Annotated in this window: 17 protein-coding genes and 1 pseudogene; 8 read left to right on the forward strand and 10 right to left on the reverse strand. The window is 52.4% G+C overall.

Annotated elements, in window-relative coordinates; all coding sequences use genetic code 11:
* Position 1: 1 nt before the first annotated feature.
* From H7995_RS24415 to H7995_RS24430, 4 genes are all read right to left on the reverse strand, one after another.
* The gene (locus H7995_RS24415; RefSeq protein ID WP_042556880.1) at positions 2-976 is read right to left on the reverse strand and encodes a copper resistance protein B; all 975 of its coding nucleotides are present in this window, start codon (positions 974-976) and stop codon (positions 2-4) included.
* Positions 948-1,196, reverse strand: coding sequence for a hypothetical protein (locus H7995_RS24420; protein WP_176393382.1), 249 nt, complete (start codon positions 1,194-1,196; stop codon positions 948-950). The genes H7995_RS24415 and H7995_RS24420 overlap by 29 nt, the downstream gene beginning before the upstream one ends.
* A 12-nt stretch (positions 1,197-1,208) precedes the next feature.
* On the reverse strand, positions 1,209-3,170 hold the full coding sequence (locus H7995_RS24425) for a copper resistance system multicopper oxidase (protein WP_042556879.1): 1,962 nt from the start codon (positions 3,168-3,170) through the stop codon (positions 1,209-1,211).
* 176 nt (positions 3,171-3,346) lie between these two features.
* Positions 3,347-3,553, reverse strand: coding sequence for a co-regulatory protein PtrA N-terminal domain-containing protein (locus H7995_RS24430; protein WP_042556878.1), 207 nt, complete (start codon positions 3,551-3,553; stop codon positions 3,347-3,349).
* A gap of 350 nt (positions 3,554-3,903) precedes the next feature.
* Between H7995_RS24430 and flgB the strand changes: the two genes are divergently transcribed.
* Positions 3,904-4,317 carry a flagellar basal body rod protein FlgB gene (flgB, locus tag H7995_RS24435; protein ID WP_042556877.1) on the forward strand — a complete coding sequence of 138 codons (414 nt, stop codon included), beginning with the start codon at positions 3,904-3,906 and terminating at the stop codon, positions 4,315-4,317.
* A gap of 115 nt (positions 4,318-4,432) precedes the next feature.
* Here the strand turns inward: flgB and H7995_RS24440 are convergent, their stop codons facing one another.
* Both H7995_RS24440 and H7995_RS24445 read right to left on the reverse strand, forming a co-directional pair.
* Positions 4,433-4,633 carry a heavy-metal-associated domain-containing protein gene (locus H7995_RS24440; protein WP_080895979.1) on the reverse strand — a complete coding sequence of 67 codons (201 nt, stop codon included), beginning with the start codon at positions 4,631-4,633 and terminating at the stop codon, positions 4,433-4,435.
* A 6-nt stretch (positions 4,634-4,639) separates the two neighbouring features.
* Positions 4,640-4,852: a hypothetical protein gene (locus tag H7995_RS24445; RefSeq protein ID WP_140396035.1), complete on the reverse strand. Its 213-nt coding sequence runs from the start codon at positions 4,850-4,852 to the stop codon at positions 4,640-4,642.
* Between the two features lie 139 nt (positions 4,853-4,991).
* Between H7995_RS24445 and H7995_RS24450 the strand changes: the two genes are divergently transcribed.
* From H7995_RS24450 to H7995_RS24465, 4 genes and pseudogenes are all read left to right on the forward strand, one after another.
* Positions 4,992-5,267: a metal/formaldehyde-sensitive transcriptional repressor gene (locus H7995_RS24450; RefSeq protein ID WP_042556876.1), complete on the forward strand. Its 276-nt coding sequence runs from the start codon at positions 4,992-4,994 to the stop codon at positions 5,265-5,267.
* Positions 5,268-5,287: 20 nt separating this feature from the next.
* Positions 5,288-6,223, forward strand: coding sequence for a CDF family Co(II)/Ni(II) efflux transporter DmeF (gene dmeF, locus H7995_RS24455; protein ID WP_086794050.1), 936 nt, complete (start codon positions 5,288-5,290; stop codon positions 6,221-6,223).
* Between the two features lie 39 nt (positions 6,224-6,262).
* Positions 6,263-6,643: a hypothetical protein gene (locus H7995_RS24460; RefSeq protein ID WP_042556874.1), complete on the forward strand. Its 381-nt coding sequence runs from the start codon at positions 6,263-6,265 to the stop codon at positions 6,641-6,643.
* Positions 6,636-6,817, forward strand: a pseudogene (locus H7995_RS24465) (DUF1289 domain-containing protein). The gene H7995_RS24460 and the pseudogene H7995_RS24465 overlap by 8 nt, the downstream one beginning before the upstream one ends.
* A 149-nt stretch (positions 6,818-6,966) precedes the next feature.
* On the opposite strand, the gene H7995_RS24470 reads toward H7995_RS24465, so the two are convergent.
* The 4 genes from H7995_RS24470 to H7995_RS24485 all read right to left on the reverse strand — a co-directional run bounded on the left by H7995_RS24470 (position 6,967) and on the right by H7995_RS24485 (position 10,715).
* Positions 6,967-9,324: a heavy metal translocating P-type ATPase gene (locus H7995_RS24470; RefSeq protein WP_080895977.1), complete on the reverse strand. Its 2,358-nt coding sequence runs from the start codon at positions 9,322-9,324 to the stop codon at positions 6,967-6,969.
* A gap of 2 nt (positions 9,325-9,326) precedes the next feature.
* Positions 9,327-9,578: a DUF2933 domain-containing protein gene (locus tag H7995_RS24475; RefSeq protein WP_080895976.1), complete on the reverse strand. Its 252-nt coding sequence runs from the start codon at positions 9,576-9,578 to the stop codon at positions 9,327-9,329.
* A 79-nt stretch (positions 9,579-9,657) separates the two neighbouring features.
* Complete coding sequence (locus H7995_RS24480) at positions 9,658-10,194, reverse strand: cupredoxin domain-containing protein (protein ID WP_042556872.1); 537 nt, start codon at positions 10,192-10,194, stop codon at positions 9,658-9,660.
* A 167-nt stretch (positions 10,195-10,361) separates the two neighbouring features.
* On the reverse strand, positions 10,362-10,715 hold the full coding sequence (locus tag H7995_RS24485; RefSeq protein WP_042556871.1) for a co-regulatory protein PtrA N-terminal domain-containing protein: 354 nt from the start codon (positions 10,713-10,715) through the stop codon (positions 10,362-10,364).
* Positions 10,716-10,919: 204 nt separating this feature from the next.
* Here H7995_RS24485 and H7995_RS24490 point away from each other — a divergent pair, with 204 nt between their 5' ends.
* The 3 genes from H7995_RS24490 to copC all read left to right on the forward strand — a co-directional run bounded on the left by H7995_RS24490 (position 10,920) and on the right by copC (position 13,741).
* Positions 10,920-11,609, forward strand: a complete 690-nt coding sequence (locus tag H7995_RS24490; RefSeq protein WP_042556870.1) for a heavy metal response regulator transcription factor — start codon at positions 10,920-10,922, stop codon at positions 11,607-11,609.
* The gene (locus H7995_RS24495; protein ID WP_086794046.1) at positions 11,606-12,994 is read left to right on the forward strand and encodes a heavy metal sensor histidine kinase; all 1,389 of its coding nucleotides are present in this window, start codon (positions 11,606-11,608) and stop codon (positions 12,992-12,994) included. Before H7995_RS24490 ends, H7995_RS24495 begins: the two co-directional genes overlap by 4 nt.
* 363 nt (positions 12,995-13,357) lie before the next feature.
* Positions 13,358-13,741 carry a copper homeostasis periplasmic binding protein CopC gene (gene copC, locus H7995_RS24500; protein ID WP_042556868.1) on the forward strand — a complete coding sequence of 128 codons (384 nt, stop codon included), beginning with the start codon at positions 13,358-13,360 and terminating at the stop codon, positions 13,739-13,741.
* Positions 13,742-13,743 lie beyond the last annotated feature (2 nt).

The following is a 13,743-nucleotide window of genomic DNA, read 5'->3' on the forward strand; positions in this document are numbered from 1 at the left end:
CTTAAAACCACATCCGAATACCGGCGACAAATCGCGCCTCGTTCGCATGCTCTCCTTCATCGCTGGCCAGGTCTGCCGTATTGCCGTAGGAGCGGCTCCAGCTAACCCCAATGTAAGGGGCAAATTGGCGAACAATCTCATAACGCAATCGGAGCCCTACTTCGGTGTTTGCCAATCCAGACCCAATGCCGCGTTGAGGATCATTTTTTCCGTAAAAATTGGCTTCGGCCGTTGGCTGCAAGATCAGGCGATTGGTCAGCAGAATGTCGTAGTCGCCTTCCAATCTAGCAGCGGTTTGACCGTTCTCACCGATATAGGCAGTCGCTTCGGCTTCAAAGTTATAGAGGGCCATGCCCTGAATACCGAGCGCTCCCCAAGTTTGTGGTGATCCGGGCTTGAAGTCTTGTCGTACGCCGGTGACGACATCCCACCATGGACCGATGGAGTGCCCCCAAAGGGCTGAGAGTTCAGCGTTTTCCGTTACGCCATTGGTACGTTCGCCTTCCGAACGCAACCACAGTCGGTCAACGTCACCGCCGATCCATCCTTTTGCATCCCAGGCCAACGCACTACCGTTGTCAGCATCCTGGTACTCAAACTTATCCAGCAGCATGAAGGAGTTGACCTTCTTGTCGTGAACGCCATGACCAGCCACATCAGGGAACGCGGCTGCACGGTCAGCGTCGGTCAGTACAGGGATTGGAGTTCGGCTGGTGGTGGTAGCCCCTCCATCCATACTTTCCATACCGTCCATTGCTCCATTGTCCATGCTCATCTTGCTGTGATCCATTGCCCCCATCTTGCTATGGTCCATAGCTCCCATCGAGCCGCGATCCATCTTGGAGTGATCCATCTCTTCTGCCGCCTGGGCCATGAAAGAGAAAGCAGGACTGGTAGAGACTGCCAGTGCCATCAACGTTGGACGTAAAAACTTACTGGTCATGATCTCAATCTGCCTTTTTGGTTTTTTGGTCATGACCCATCGACTCATGGCTCATCTTGCTGTGATCCATTGATCCGTGATCGGGCTTTGATTCTTTTGTCGCAGTTGCAGGCTTGCTCGTTGGCTCCGCAGGAGTAGCAGGTGAATGAACACTACTATCCTCGACTGCCAGCGCCACGGACGAGAGTCCACCCATCAAGCCGACGGCAAAGAGGCAACCGACCAGCGATTTACGATTTAGGTATGTGCTCACAGATCGTCTCCTTTACTCATCAACCCGTACTTCACGGAACATGCCCATTTCCATATGGAAAAGCAGGTGGCAGTGATAGGCCCAGCGACCTAAGGCATCGGCGGTGACTCGATAGCTGCGCTTGGTACCTGGTGGCATGTCGATTGTGTGCTTGCGCACCATGAACTTGCCGTTTTCATCTTCAAGGTCGCTCCACATTCCGTGAAGGTGAATGGGGTGCGTCATCATGGTGTCGTTTACCAAGGTGATGCGAAGACGCTCCCCATACTTGAGACGAAGGGGCTCAGCGTCAGAAAATTTGATGCCGTTGAAGGACCAGGAAAACTTTTCCATGTGACCGGTCAGATGTAGCTCAATGGTGCGATTGGGCTCGCGGCCATCAGGGTCCTCGAAAGTGCTTTTCAGGTCTGAATAGGTGAGGACTCGACGACCATTGTTCCGCAAACCGATGCCTGGATCGTTTAGCTTTGGCGTCGGGGTCATGGCTTGCATATCAACCAAGGGGTTGTTGGTTTCGGAGGCTGGGTGAGTCTGCATTTCTCCACCCATACCGCCCATGCCAGCCATCTTGCTGTGGTCCATACCGGCCATGTTGGACATATCGCCTTTGTCCATGCCCGCCATCTTGCTATGGTCCATGCCAGCCATGTTGGCCATGTCGCCTTTGTCCATACCAGCCATCTTGCTGTGATCCATACCAGCCATGCTAGTCATATCACCGCCGTCCATGCCGGTCATCCCGGTCATGTCACTTTGGTCCATGCCCGCCATCTTGCTGTGATCCATGCCAGCCATGCCGGACATGTCGCCGCTGCCCATACCAGCCATGCTGCCATGGTCCATACCAGCCATACCGCCCATTCCCATGTCATCCATGGACAAAAGAGGCCTAGGGTCGATCGCAGGCACTTGTGCCTTTAATCCTTCGCGAACTGCGAGGGTTCCGCGTGCATACCCGGTTCTGTCCATAGACTGGGCGAAGATGGTGTAAGCCTCTTCACTGGCGGGCTCAACTATCACGTCATACGTTTCAGCTACGGCGATGCGGAATTCGTCGACGCTGACCGGTTTGACGTGTTGGCCGTCGGCGGCCACAACGGTCATTTTCAAGCCAGGAATTCGAACGTCGAAATAGCTCATCGCCGAGCCGTTAATAAAACGAAGGCGCAGCTTCTCACCTGGTTTGAAAATACCGGTCCAGTTACCGTTGGGCGCCTGGCCATTCATGAGGTAGGTGTAAGTATCTCCACTGACGTCTGCGAGGTCAGTGGGGTTCATTTTCATTTCTGCCCACATCTTTCGGTCGGCTACGGTAGATGACCAGCCTTGCTTGCTGACATCGTCGATGAAATCGCCAACGGTACGTTTGTGGTGGTTGTAGTAGTCAGATTGCTTCTTAAGCTTCGCCATGACGCGACTAGGATCTTCATCGGTCCAGTCAGTCAACATCACCACGTAGTCGCGGTTGTATTGAAAAGGTTCAGGTTCTTTCGAGTCGATAACGATTGGCCCGTAAACGCCTGCCTGCTCCTGTAAGCCCGAGTGGCTGTGATACCAATACGTACCGTTCTGATGGATCTTGAATTTGTACTCGTACATACCGTCGGGTGCGATGCCATGGAAGCTTAATCCGGGTACGCCGTCCATATTGGCCGGCAGGATGATCCCGTGCCAATGGATGGAAGTGTCCTGGTCCAAACGATTTTTCACACGCAGTGTGACTGTCTCTCCTTCGCGCCAACGCAGCAAGGGTCCTGGCAATGATCCATTGATGGTCATGGCCGTGCGCGGCGAGCCGGTGATGTTTACAGGGGTTTCACCAATAAACAGATCAAATTCGTTGCCGGTGAGGACGCTCGGCAAGCCTGGACTGGTCACTGCCCATACAGGAGTGCGCCACAGACCAAGGCCGCCAAGGATGCCACCGGCGGCCAGGCCTTTAACGAATGTCCGTCTAGAGGTTTTGGAATGCATGCCGTTTATTTCCAATCAGTCAAAAGGGAGCCGTTCAAAACAACCCGTGAGTTGGCAAGATGAGCTTCGCTTACCGTTAAAAAGACGAATTTTTACAGCAAGCGAGCTCAGAAATTGCCACATCTAAACCACCTTAGTGATTACATTTCTGTCAGGTTGGCCGCGTGCCTAATCGTTCAGCAGTTTTTATGATCCATCGCTTTCGCTTTGCTCTCAGCGACAGGCGGTTGAGAGCTCTGCGTTTGAGCTACCTGGTACGATTCCATCGAATTATTTTTGGCCAATTCCATACGTGCGAAAGTCCGATCACCACCGCCCTCAGCCATAGCCAAAGATGAAATGCTCAGAGCAGCGATGACGAACAAGGATTTGATAGTGTTCATTTGGGGTTTCCTCAGATCAGTACTGGCCGCCCCTGAATCCAATCGTGCATTGATTCGTAGCGGGTGAGCATTAGGCTCAATAGGACTATAAGGGTCTCCCGCTGTCGGGAAGCTTAGGCCAATATTACAGTTGCGTCAGGTTGTGATATTTCTCTTGAAGAACATCGTATTTAGTCCTTAAGGTCTCGGTCTTCCAGCGCGCATCGATATTACTCACCAATAATATCAACGGGCGAACCTTTGTAGGTTTTCGTTACTCAAGGTGACTATGTCTTTGAACCTCTATTGGTCGGAGATGTGAATCCGGAGGTATCGCGTAGTAAATAAGTGAGCTTGTTGAGGATTATTGCTTGAGTATTAGTTTCGAAAAAGCGGTCGGCGTAGCGGAAAGAGCTTTGAATCTTCGTAGCCAAAGAGCCGAAATCCTGAGTAACAACATCGCAAATGCTGATACGCCGAACTACAAGGCCCGAGATTTAGATTTTTCTACTGTGCTCGCCCGCGAAATAGAAAAAACACCTGCCACTCTATTTTCTTTGGAAACAACAAATGTAAAACACATTGCCGGAATAGAATCCGTAAGCGATATTTATGGAATTAGTTTGCTTTACAGTACACCGGCTCAACCTGCCATTGACCAAAATACTGTCGATCAGCAGGTTGAGGTCGCAAAGTACACAGAAAATGGAATACGTTTCGACGCCGCTTTTACTCGGTTGAATGGAGCATTCAAAGGTTTGCTCAAAGCTCTGCGAGGTGATTAGTAGCGCAGGGGCTTGCGAGCGGTAATTGTGGTCGACGCTGCTATGGTATCCCTGAATGTTCACCAAGTGGATCCCCCCTGCAACGGGCGTCTGACCAGGGGCAGCTGTCAGCGCTTCAAGCGCTGATCTGGCAAGGAAAACCTACCGCCTCGACAGCTTTACGAATCTGCTCTGGGCTTTCGCTGCTTTCAACTCTCACCTTACCGGCTGACCGATCCACGGAAACCGTAGCTTCGTTATCCATTGACTGAATCGCCTTGGTGATTTTGCTGACGCAACTGCCGCAACCAATGCCGGAAACATTTAAAACGAACATGGTTTTTTACCTCTCAAGCTGAGCGGTTTCTTTTCGCCGCACCAACAGCATCGACGTTGACACGATGGCAAGGTCAACAGTTATCTGTTTCGGGTTGTGACCGTCATTGTGATGGGTAGTTGGGCAGACTTGACCACTCGTTTGCATTTGACCTGACCAACCATTTGCAGCGTATTCGACTTTGGCCATCGCCGGCAGAGAACGGTTAGAGGCGGACATTACAGCTCCTCTCGCTCCTCGCTCGCACTTGAGGCCTCTTTTCTGCCAGGGACTGTAGATGCTCTCTCCGCTCTATGATCTTGCATAGGCATAGGGGGTATGCCTATCATGCGCAATACATAGGTAGGGGGGGTATCCCATGGGCCATATTGCAGCAAACAAAGAAAATCTTCTCAAACGCGTAAAACGCATAGCCGGACAAATCCAAGCCGTTGAACGAGCATTGGAATCGGATCTCGATTGCGCAAAAACATTACACCTTGTTGCTGCCACTCGCGGAGCAATCAACGGCTTAATGGAGGAAATCATCGAGGACCACGCGCGGGAGCATGTCGCGAACCCTGCGCTCAGCGAAGAAGAGCGTAACAGGGGCGTCGAAGAGCTTCTTGAAGCCATTCGCCGTTACGCTAAGTGAACGCATCTAGGTACACACTCATGAGCAACACCAACATCAATTACACACACGACCACGTGTTCCTTGGCTCAGCGCACGACGAAAATGCCAAGCGTACGCTTTGGGTTGTGGCACTGACGGTGCTGATGATGGTCGGCGAGATCACCGCCGGCTATATTACGGGTTCGATGGCGTTACTGGCCGATGGCTTCCACATGGCAACCCATGCCGGCGCATTAGGCATCGCGGCGGCCGCTTACGGATATGCAAAACGCCATGCTTCCAGCGAGCGCTACAGTTTCGGTACCGGAAAGGTTGGAGACTTGGGCGGATTCGCCTCGGCACTGGTTCTCGGTATGGTCTCCCTGGGAATTGGCATTGAGTCTGTCATGCGCCTCTTGCAGCCAACGGAAGTTCAGTTCGGCACCGCTACGCTCATCGCGATTACCGGTTTGATTGTCAACATTGTCAGTGCGTTGTTGCTGGGCCACGGGCACAGTCATGAGCACGACCATGATGATCATGCCCATGCCCATGCCCATGCCCATGCCCGTCACGGGAACGACAACAACCTGAAATCTGCGTACGTCCACGTTATCGCGGACGCGCTCACTTCAGTTCTGGCCATTGCGGCACTGCTCGCCGGGCGTTATCTCGGTTGGGTTTGGCTGGATCCGGTCATGGGTATCATCGGCGCCATTGTTATCGCGCGTTGGGCCTGGACCTTGATGGGGGGCACCGCAGGTGTGCTGCTGGATCAGACAGATGCGCACGTTGCCGAGGAAATCCGCGAACTGGTTGAGAAGCCGGGGGATGCCATCATCACTGACTTGCATGTCTGGCGGATTGGGCCGCAAGCCCATGCGGCCATCGTCAGCGTCGTTGGTAAGGCCACTGCGAACGCCGACAGCATTCGTGAACGTCTCAAGCCGGTTCACGAAGTCAGCCATCTGACGGTCGAGTTTCGACCGGCCTGATTCAGAGCCTGCCCTCCATTGTCTCCAAAGGAACCCGCAATGCCACCAGGGAAACGCGAACTGGCGCGGATAGAACGCCGGTTGATTACCAGGCTCACCGAAGCGTGTGAAACAGCAAAAGGTGAAATCAAAGGCTTTATCTGGCTCACCCATACCGCTGACCTCAACGCGCTGGCTGAAACCCTGAAGGTCATCTGGGTATTCGAAACCTTGGCGGATAGAAAGCTCGCCTTGTTTGACGCGAAGGCGCGCATCTTTGAGCTGACGGCTATCGCGTTGAAGGAGGCCGACATCGTCCTGACCCCTTCAGACCACAGCGTCCACTTCGACTCTGAGGAGGAGTGTCAGCGAACTCACGGAGGTTACTGGAACACCCGCCTGACTCAATACGTGTGTCCAAAGGTGGCTGACAATGGCTAAAGAAATCGAGAATCCCTGCATCTCAGTTTGTCAACTCAGTGGTGATCTGTGTATGAGCTGTGGGCGAAGCAAGGAAGACATCAGAAAATGGAAACGCATGAAGCGGCCTGAAAAAATGGCCGCTGTGCAAAGGGCGAGTGTGCGCTTGAAGGACTGAAGAAAACACATGGGTAGTCCCTTGCCCAGATTTACCGCTTTGGGTCGTTATGAGCCCCTCAGCTTTGATGTCTGGTTGGTCAAATTCTCAATCACAGATCAGTCAAATGCGAATGACTGGTCAGGTTCTATGCAAACGCATGGCAAGTGCGCTGCAATTTTGAAGTTCAGTCAATTCGGGTATTCCTCAGTCTCAATGCATTGAAAACTACAGATGCAGAACTGACGCTCATGGCTATGGCAGCGATCATTGGCGACAAGAGGTGTCCCGTCAGTGGATAGAGCAAGCCTGCGGCAAGGGGGATACCCATCGAGTTGTAAAGAAAGGCGAAACCCAAGTTTTGCCGCATGTTTTTTACTGTTGCGACCGAAAGAGCCCTTGCTCGCAAAATCCCCATCAGGTCGCCTTTTACTAGCGTGAGTTGCGCGCTATTCATCGCAACGTCAGTCCCTGTCCCCATGGCAATGCCCACATCTGCTCGCGCCAGGGCTGGTGCATCGTTGATACCGTCACCGGCCATGGCGACCTTCCGGCCGTTTTGCTGAAGGTCTGCGACCAGACGCTCCTTGTCCTGAGGTTTCACTTCACCGTGGACTTCTTCAATCCCCATCTCCCTGGCGACAGCCCGAGCGGTGGTGAGCCCGTCGCCAGTAGCCATGATGATTTTGATGTCATCAGCCTTGAGCTTGGTGACTGCTTCTTTGGAGGTCGGCTTAATCGGATCTGATACTGCCAACAACCCTGCCAATACCCCGTCGACTGCGAGGTAGATGATGCTGATGCCGTCAAGTCGCAACAACTCTGCACGCTTTTGTAGGGGCTTGGTGCTGACACCTGCGGCTTCCATCAACGCGGTGTTCCCCAGTTGGATCTTCTTGCCATCAACGATGCCACTGACCCCGATACCTGAACCAGACTCAAAGGATCCTGGCTTGGTGAGCTTAATGTTCTCGGTTCGGGCGTGATCGACGATTGCATGAGCCAAGGGATGTTCGCTGCCCTGATCAAGGCTGGCAGCAAGCTGAAGAACATCGTGGGGATTGAAACTGGGTGTGGCCTCCACACTGTGAAACACTGGCCGTCCCTCTGTCAGGGTGCCTGTCTTATCGACAATCAGTGTGTCGATCTTGCATAGGTTTTCGATGGCACTGGCATCCCTGAACAGCACGCCCATGCTGGCTGCTTTACCTGTCGAAACCATGATCGACATGGGCGTAGCAAGACCCAACGCACAGGGGCAAGCGATGATCAGCACGGCGACAGCGTTGATCAGACCAAACACCCAGCTGGGCTCAGGGCCAAAAAGCCCCCAACCAACAAATGTCAGTATCGCAATCGCGATAACACCCATCACAAAGTAGCCGGCAATCGAGTCGGCCATTCGTTGCATTGGTGCTTTGGATCGCTGAGCCCGAGCGACCATCTGTACGATCTGTGACAGCATGGTCTCGGCGCCGACCTTCTGCGCCTCCATTACTAAGCTCCCATGTGTATTGAGCGTGGCACCGATCAGACTATCTCCAGCTCTCTTCATTACCGGCACTGGTTCGCCAGTAAGCATGGACTCATCCACCGCACTTTCACCTTCCAGTACTGAGCCATCAACTGGAACCTTTTCACCGGGTCTGACCCGTAGATGGTCTCCAAGGTGGACATGGGTGAGAGGAATGTCTTCTTCCTGTCCATCGGTATTGATCCGGCGTGCTGTCTTGGGCGACAGGCCGAGAAGGGACTTGATGGCGGCGGAGGTTTGCGATCGTGCTTTGAGCTCAAGAATCTGCCCAAGCAAGGTGAGTGAGATGATGACCGCTGCGGCTTCGAAGTAGACGCCGATGCGTCCATCTTGCATGAAGGTGGCCGGAAAGCTTTGAGGTAAGAGCGTTGCCATGACGCTGTAAAGGTATGCTGCGGCGGTACCCAACCCAATCAGTGTCCACATATTTGGGCTGCGATTTCTAATAGATGCTATGCCTCTGACAAAAAAAGGCCAACCTGCCCACAAGGTCACCGGTGTCGCCAGAGCCAGCTCGATCCAGTTTTGGATCGGGCCATGGAAAAGTTGTAACGTGTGTCCCGCCATGGCGAGCAAGGTCACTATCACGGTTAATGGCAGCGACCACCAAAAGCGGCGGGCGAAATCCCGGAGTTCAGGATTTTCTTCTTCATCGAGCGCGGGTATGACCGGCTCTAATGTCATGCCACATTTAGGGCAGTTGCCGGGTCCGGGCTGGCGTATTTCCGGGTGCATCGGACAGGTAAACTCAGTGCCTGTTTGTACCGCAGGCTCTGGAGTGGTGACGCGGGACTCGGCGCTCGAAACATTACTGCTGAAGCGTTCAGGATCAGCTCGAAACTTCTCCTGGCATTTCAGGCTACAGAATTGATACTTCTGTCCCTGATAAGACTCACCAAATTTACTTGATGAAGTGACTGCCATTCCGCACACCGGGTCACGTAGATCATCGTCATTTAGCGGAGCAGCATGGGCGTGACTGTGGTCGTGGTGGCTCGATATGTTAGGCATGTCTATTTCCCTTCTTTGTCCTTGTGGGTTGCTGCCTGATCGCCATGGCTATGTCCGCCATGGCTATGTCCAAAAAAATGCATTAATGGACAGATCAACAGAATCAGATAAGGCCAAAATGGATAAACGTGGCTGAAATGCTCCCGCAACACGTAGAAGGCACCAATCGCAATGAGCATGATTAGGACAACGCCTGTTTTGCGCCTCCAATATGGTGCGGTGGTGTTTCCATCCAGGCGCTGATGGTTACTCATGATCTAAGCCTCACTGTGTACTCTGCAACAGAGCGTAGCCAACTCCTGTGTCGAAGCGGTGGGAGAAGCCGGCTTAGGCTTATTTCAGGTCAAACTGACCGACCATTCCCGATTGGTAATGTCCGGGCACATTGCAGGCAAACTGAAGGCCTGTGCTGTTGTTGAAGGTCCAGATCAGCTCTTGGGTTGCGCCAGGCTCAATCAGGACGCTGTTCGGGTCGTTGTGCTCCATTCCGACCATCTTCATTCCACCCATGCTGTGGCTCATACCGCTCATCGTTTTTCCGGTACCGGTGGGGTTAAGCGTCCCGTTCTGGAACATGCTTGCCATTTCTTTTTGGTGTGCTGCATGAGCAGAGGCTTTGCCGATGTTGAACTCGTGCAGCAGCGAACCATCATTGCGAAGGACAAATCGAATGGTTTCACCAGGCTTAACGTCGATGCTTTCAGGTTTGAAGAAAATATCGCCCATCTCGACCTCCACCGTACGAGTAACCTGAGAGGCGACTCCAGGCTGGCCGATGTCCTCTTTCCCATGCCCTGCGCTGGCCATAGCCGTAGCACCGAAGAGGAGAGTGATTGCTGCGATGACAGGGGTAACGAGCTTAGCTTTCATAGTGACCTCGAGAGTAAGAGGAGTGGGAGCACTGGCTATGCTAAAGACATGGAGCTGCCAGTTAACTGACCTGAACACTACATTTCTGTCAGTTTTCAAAAAAGCACGGCGTCCAAATGACGCCGTATTTAACGTTACTGTTCAAAAAGCCCATTGGAAGCCGGTTTTCACTGATGATTCTCTGAAAGCATCAATTTGTGCTCGCGCTGCATTTGGTTCAAAACGTCATCGACGATTTTGTCGTGCTTTTCCATCCAGGCGAGGTGCTGCTGAGGAGACATTGAGGCGTCTGGATGATCTTTATGGAGTTGGCTCATGAGCTCTCCCAGCATCTTCATATGCTCAGTCATGTGGACATGACGCTGACCTTCAGGAGCGTTTTCAGCTTGTATCAGGACAGCTTCTGCCTTGTTGCGCAGACCCTCCATACGCTCTATAACCCGGTCTCCGCCACTTTCAGCCCATACAGAAGCTGAGACGAGTATTGAGCTCACAAAAAACAGAATTTTCAGGCGATTCATGGGGCAACTCCTTATGGAATTGTTTTCCGGCTCCTAAACGTTTCATGCTGAAGAGTCGGTCGAGCACTAGGAAGTACTCATGCTTGAACCCTAGACAGCGCTCGCTGACATCTACCTGAAGCCAATATTACTTTTCTGTCAGTTGCTGGTTGGCTGCCGGTTTTCGTTGCAGACTCCGCTTCATCACTATCAGAGAACGACCTCATGAGACTTCTTGTCGCTGAAGACGAACCAAAAATAGGTATCTATTTGCAGCAAGGACTCACCGAGGCGGGGTTCAATGTTGATCGTTTTACTAATGGAAAAGAGGCGCTTCAGCACGCTTTGAGCGAAGCGTATGACCTGTTGATTCTCGACGTCATGATGCCTGGATTGGATGGCTGGGAAGTTCTGCAGAAGGTTCGCGCTTCCGGGAAAGACGTCCCCGTACTCTTTCTCACAGCGAGAGACCGCGTTGAAGATCGAGTTAAAGGACTTGAACTCGGCGCAGATGACTACCTGATCAAACCCTTCGCATTTTCTGAATTGCTTGCTCGAGTCAGAACGTTGCTGCGTCGCGGTAACAGCGCGCCTTCGCAAACCTACATGAAATTGGCTGATCTGGAGGTGGACCTACTCAAGCGTCGGGCCATTCGTGCAGGTAAGCGCATCGACCTTACGGCCAAAGAGTTTGCGTTGCTTGAGCTGTTGCTGCGACGTCGTGGGGAGGTGCTGCCAAAGTCACTTATCGCTTCCCAGGTTTGGGATATGAACTTCGATAGCGACACCAACGTTATCGAGGTTGCGGTTAGACGGTTGAGGGCCAAGATAGATGACGACTTTGAGGTCAAGTTGATTCATACCTCGAGGGGAATGGGTTACATGCTAGACGCGCCTGATTCGGAGTCGGAATGAATCGGATGTCCCTGACAACTCGCATGAGTCTGATGTTCATGCTCGCGGTAACGGCCGTGCTTACGGTCGCCGGACTTAGTTTCAACAACCTCAGTCGGCATCACTTTAAGATGCTGGATCAGCAGGCATTGAACGAAAAGCTCCACTCGACCCAGAGAATTTTGTCCGGGTTGAACACCATCGATCAATTCAGCGAATTTAAGCCTGAGCTGGAAGCGCTGCTGGGTGCTCACCGGGATTTGACGGCCCTAATAATCGATGGTGAAGGCAAGCTGCTGTTCGCAGATCCCGGTCCGGTAGATATTCCGAAGGAGTTCCGCACAACCACAAACAACAACGTCTGGGAGTGGCGGGAGCAAGAGCAGATGTTCCGTGGCGTGACAGCACAAGCCGTTGTGACGGGGCAAGACAAGCCGTTGACAGTCATTTTGATCTTTGACGTTACTCAGCATATGTCCTTTTTCGAGACGCTTGAGCGCTGGTTTTGGATAGGGCTGGTAATTAGCGCGCTGGTCAGTGCGGCGCTTGGCTGGATGGTAGCAAGCAGTGGCATGCGGCCTATTCGCCAGGTCACGCGGGTCGCCGCCTCTATGTCAGCAAAATCACTAAAAGAGCGCATCCCTTTAGCGCCTGTTCCTAAAGAACTTCAGCAAATGGTGCTGTCCTTTAACGCAATGCTGTCCAGACTCGACGATGCATTTGTCCGGTTATCGAATTTTTCCGCAGACATTGCCCACGAACTACGGACTCCTGTAAGCAACTTGATGACCCACACCGAAGTCGTGCTTTCAAGAAAAAGGGATATAGAAGACTACGAAGACAACCTGTACTCAAATCTTGATGACTTGAAGCGTATGAGTCGGATGATTGATGACATGCTATTTCTGGCGAAGTCAGACAATGGTCTGATCACCCACGAGAACAAACCAATAGATTTGGTGGAAGTCGTGGAGAAACTGCTTGAATACTACCGTCTTTTGGCAGATGAGCGAGGGATAGAACTGAAGGTTTCAGGAAGGGGCAGCGTCCGAGGCGATGTCCTTATGCTCCACAGAGCTATATCTAACCTGCTCTCTAATGCGCTTCGCTACACCTCGGAAGGGAAGATGATCAGTGTCGAAATCCTCCAGAAGGAGATGTCGGTATTGGTCGTCGTGGAGAACCAGGGTGAACCCATTGCCCCCGAACATCTTGAAAAGCTCTTCGATCGTTTTTATCGCGTGGACCCAGCGCGCAGGGAAGGAAGCCCAAGCAACGCAGGGCTAGGTTTGTCGATTACCCGATCAATTATTGAGGCGCATGATGGCAAAATCTGGTGTACGTCATGTGACGGTAAAACGGCCTTTCATCTCGAGTTTCCTAGTGTTGACTTGCAGGTCAGCTGAGCAATGCCGCATTTGTGATCAACGGCGTTAGCGCGACTTGGGCCTGCATCCAGTTTCGTAATTTTTTGAATGAGTGAATACCCCAGTATTTGCGGCGTGCGGTCTCGTTTCTAAGACTTGCGACCTTCGCCAATTCGATCCCAAACAGCGTGTCAAGCTGACTGAAATGTAATCGAACAGTTTGCGTTCGTGTGGCATCGTGTTCTTGCACTGTGACGTTGGGGCTTAGCGAGATTTTCGTGTTCAACCTGCACTAGAGATGGAAGCTCCGAGTTAACCATCAGTGGTTTTAAATTGAAAATTACAAACTAGTTCTTCCCAAACAAACCTCAAATCAACAGCTCTTGCTGTGAGGAGTCTTGCATGTCATTCCTTAAAACTACGACCGTAGCTGTTGCACTTACTGCTGGTTTGCTTCTGAGTGCCGTAGCTCAAGCACATCCAAAGCTCCTTTCTTCCACTCCGGCGGAAGGCTCGGATGCGGCGGCCCCTTCGAAAATTGAACTGCACTTTTCCGAGAATCTCACCACTCAGTTTTCCGGTGCAAAACTGATCATGACTGATATGCCTGGCATGCCGAACTCTCCAATGGGTGTAAAGGCCGCCGTCGCTGCTGGCGGTGATCCGAAAACGATGGTGATTACGCCGGCTGCACCTCTGACGACCGGTACCTACAAAGTTGAATGGCGTGCAGTCTCCTCGGACACCCACCCGATCACCGGCAACTTTTCCTTCAAAGTGAAATGATC

Origin of the sequence: Pseudomonas kielensis, from assembly GCF_014236655.1 — a bacterium.
GTDB lineage: Bacteria > Pseudomonadota > Gammaproteobacteria > Pseudomonadales > Pseudomonadaceae > Aquipseudomonas > Aquipseudomonas kielensis.

Coding starts and splice junctions, on each gene's coding strand:
- dmeF (WP_086794050.1), top strand. CDS start 5,288: ATGAGCAACACCAACATCAATTACACACACGACCACGTGTTCCTTGGC.
- H7995_RS24485 (WP_042556871.1), bottom strand. CDS start 10,715: ATGAATCGCCTGAAAATTCTGTTTTTTGTGAGCTCAATACTCGTCTCA.
- H7995_RS24425 (WP_042556879.1), bottom strand. CDS start 3,170: ATGCATTCCAAAACCTCTAGACGGACATTCGTTAAAGGCCTGGCCGCC.
- H7995_RS24460 (WP_042556874.1), top strand. CDS start 6,263: ATGCCACCAGGGAAACGCGAACTGGCGCGGATAGAACGCCGGTTGATT.
- H7995_RS24495 (WP_086794046.1), top strand. CDS start 11,606: ATGAATCGGATGTCCCTGACAACTCGCATGAGTCTGATGTTCATGCTC.
- H7995_RS24450 (WP_042556876.1), top strand. CDS start 4,992: ATGGGCCATATTGCAGCAAACAAAGAAAATCTTCTCAAACGCGTAAAA.
- H7995_RS24430 (WP_042556878.1), bottom strand. CDS start 3,553: ATGAACACTATCAAATCCTTGTTCGTCATCGCTGCTCTGAGCATTTCA.
- H7995_RS24480 (WP_042556872.1), bottom strand. CDS start 10,194: ATGAAAGCTAAGCTCGTTACCCCTGTCATCGCAGCAATCACTCTCCTC.
- H7995_RS24440 (WP_080895979.1), bottom strand. CDS start 4,633: ATGTTCGTTTTAAATGTTTCCGGCATTGGTTGCGGCAGTTGCGTCAGC.
- H7995_RS24415 (WP_042556880.1), bottom strand. CDS start 976: ATGACCAAAAAACCAAAAAGGCAGATTGAGATCATGACCAGTAAGTTT.
- H7995_RS24470 (WP_080895977.1), bottom strand. CDS start 9,324: ATGCCTAACATATCGAGCCACCACGACCACAGTCACGCCCATGCTGCT.
- H7995_RS24445 (WP_140396035.1), bottom strand. CDS start 4,852: ATGTCCGCCTCTAACCGTTCTCTGCCGGCGATGGCCAAAGTCGAATAC.
- H7995_RS24490 (WP_042556870.1), top strand. CDS start 10,920: ATGAGACTTCTTGTCGCTGAAGACGAACCAAAAATAGGTATCTATTTG.
- copC (WP_042556868.1), top strand. CDS start 13,358: ATGTCATTCCTTAAAACTACGACCGTAGCTGTTGCACTTACTGCTGGT.
- H7995_RS24475 (WP_080895976.1), bottom strand. CDS start 9,578: ATGAGTAACCATCAGCGCCTGGATGGAAACACCACCGCACCATATTGG.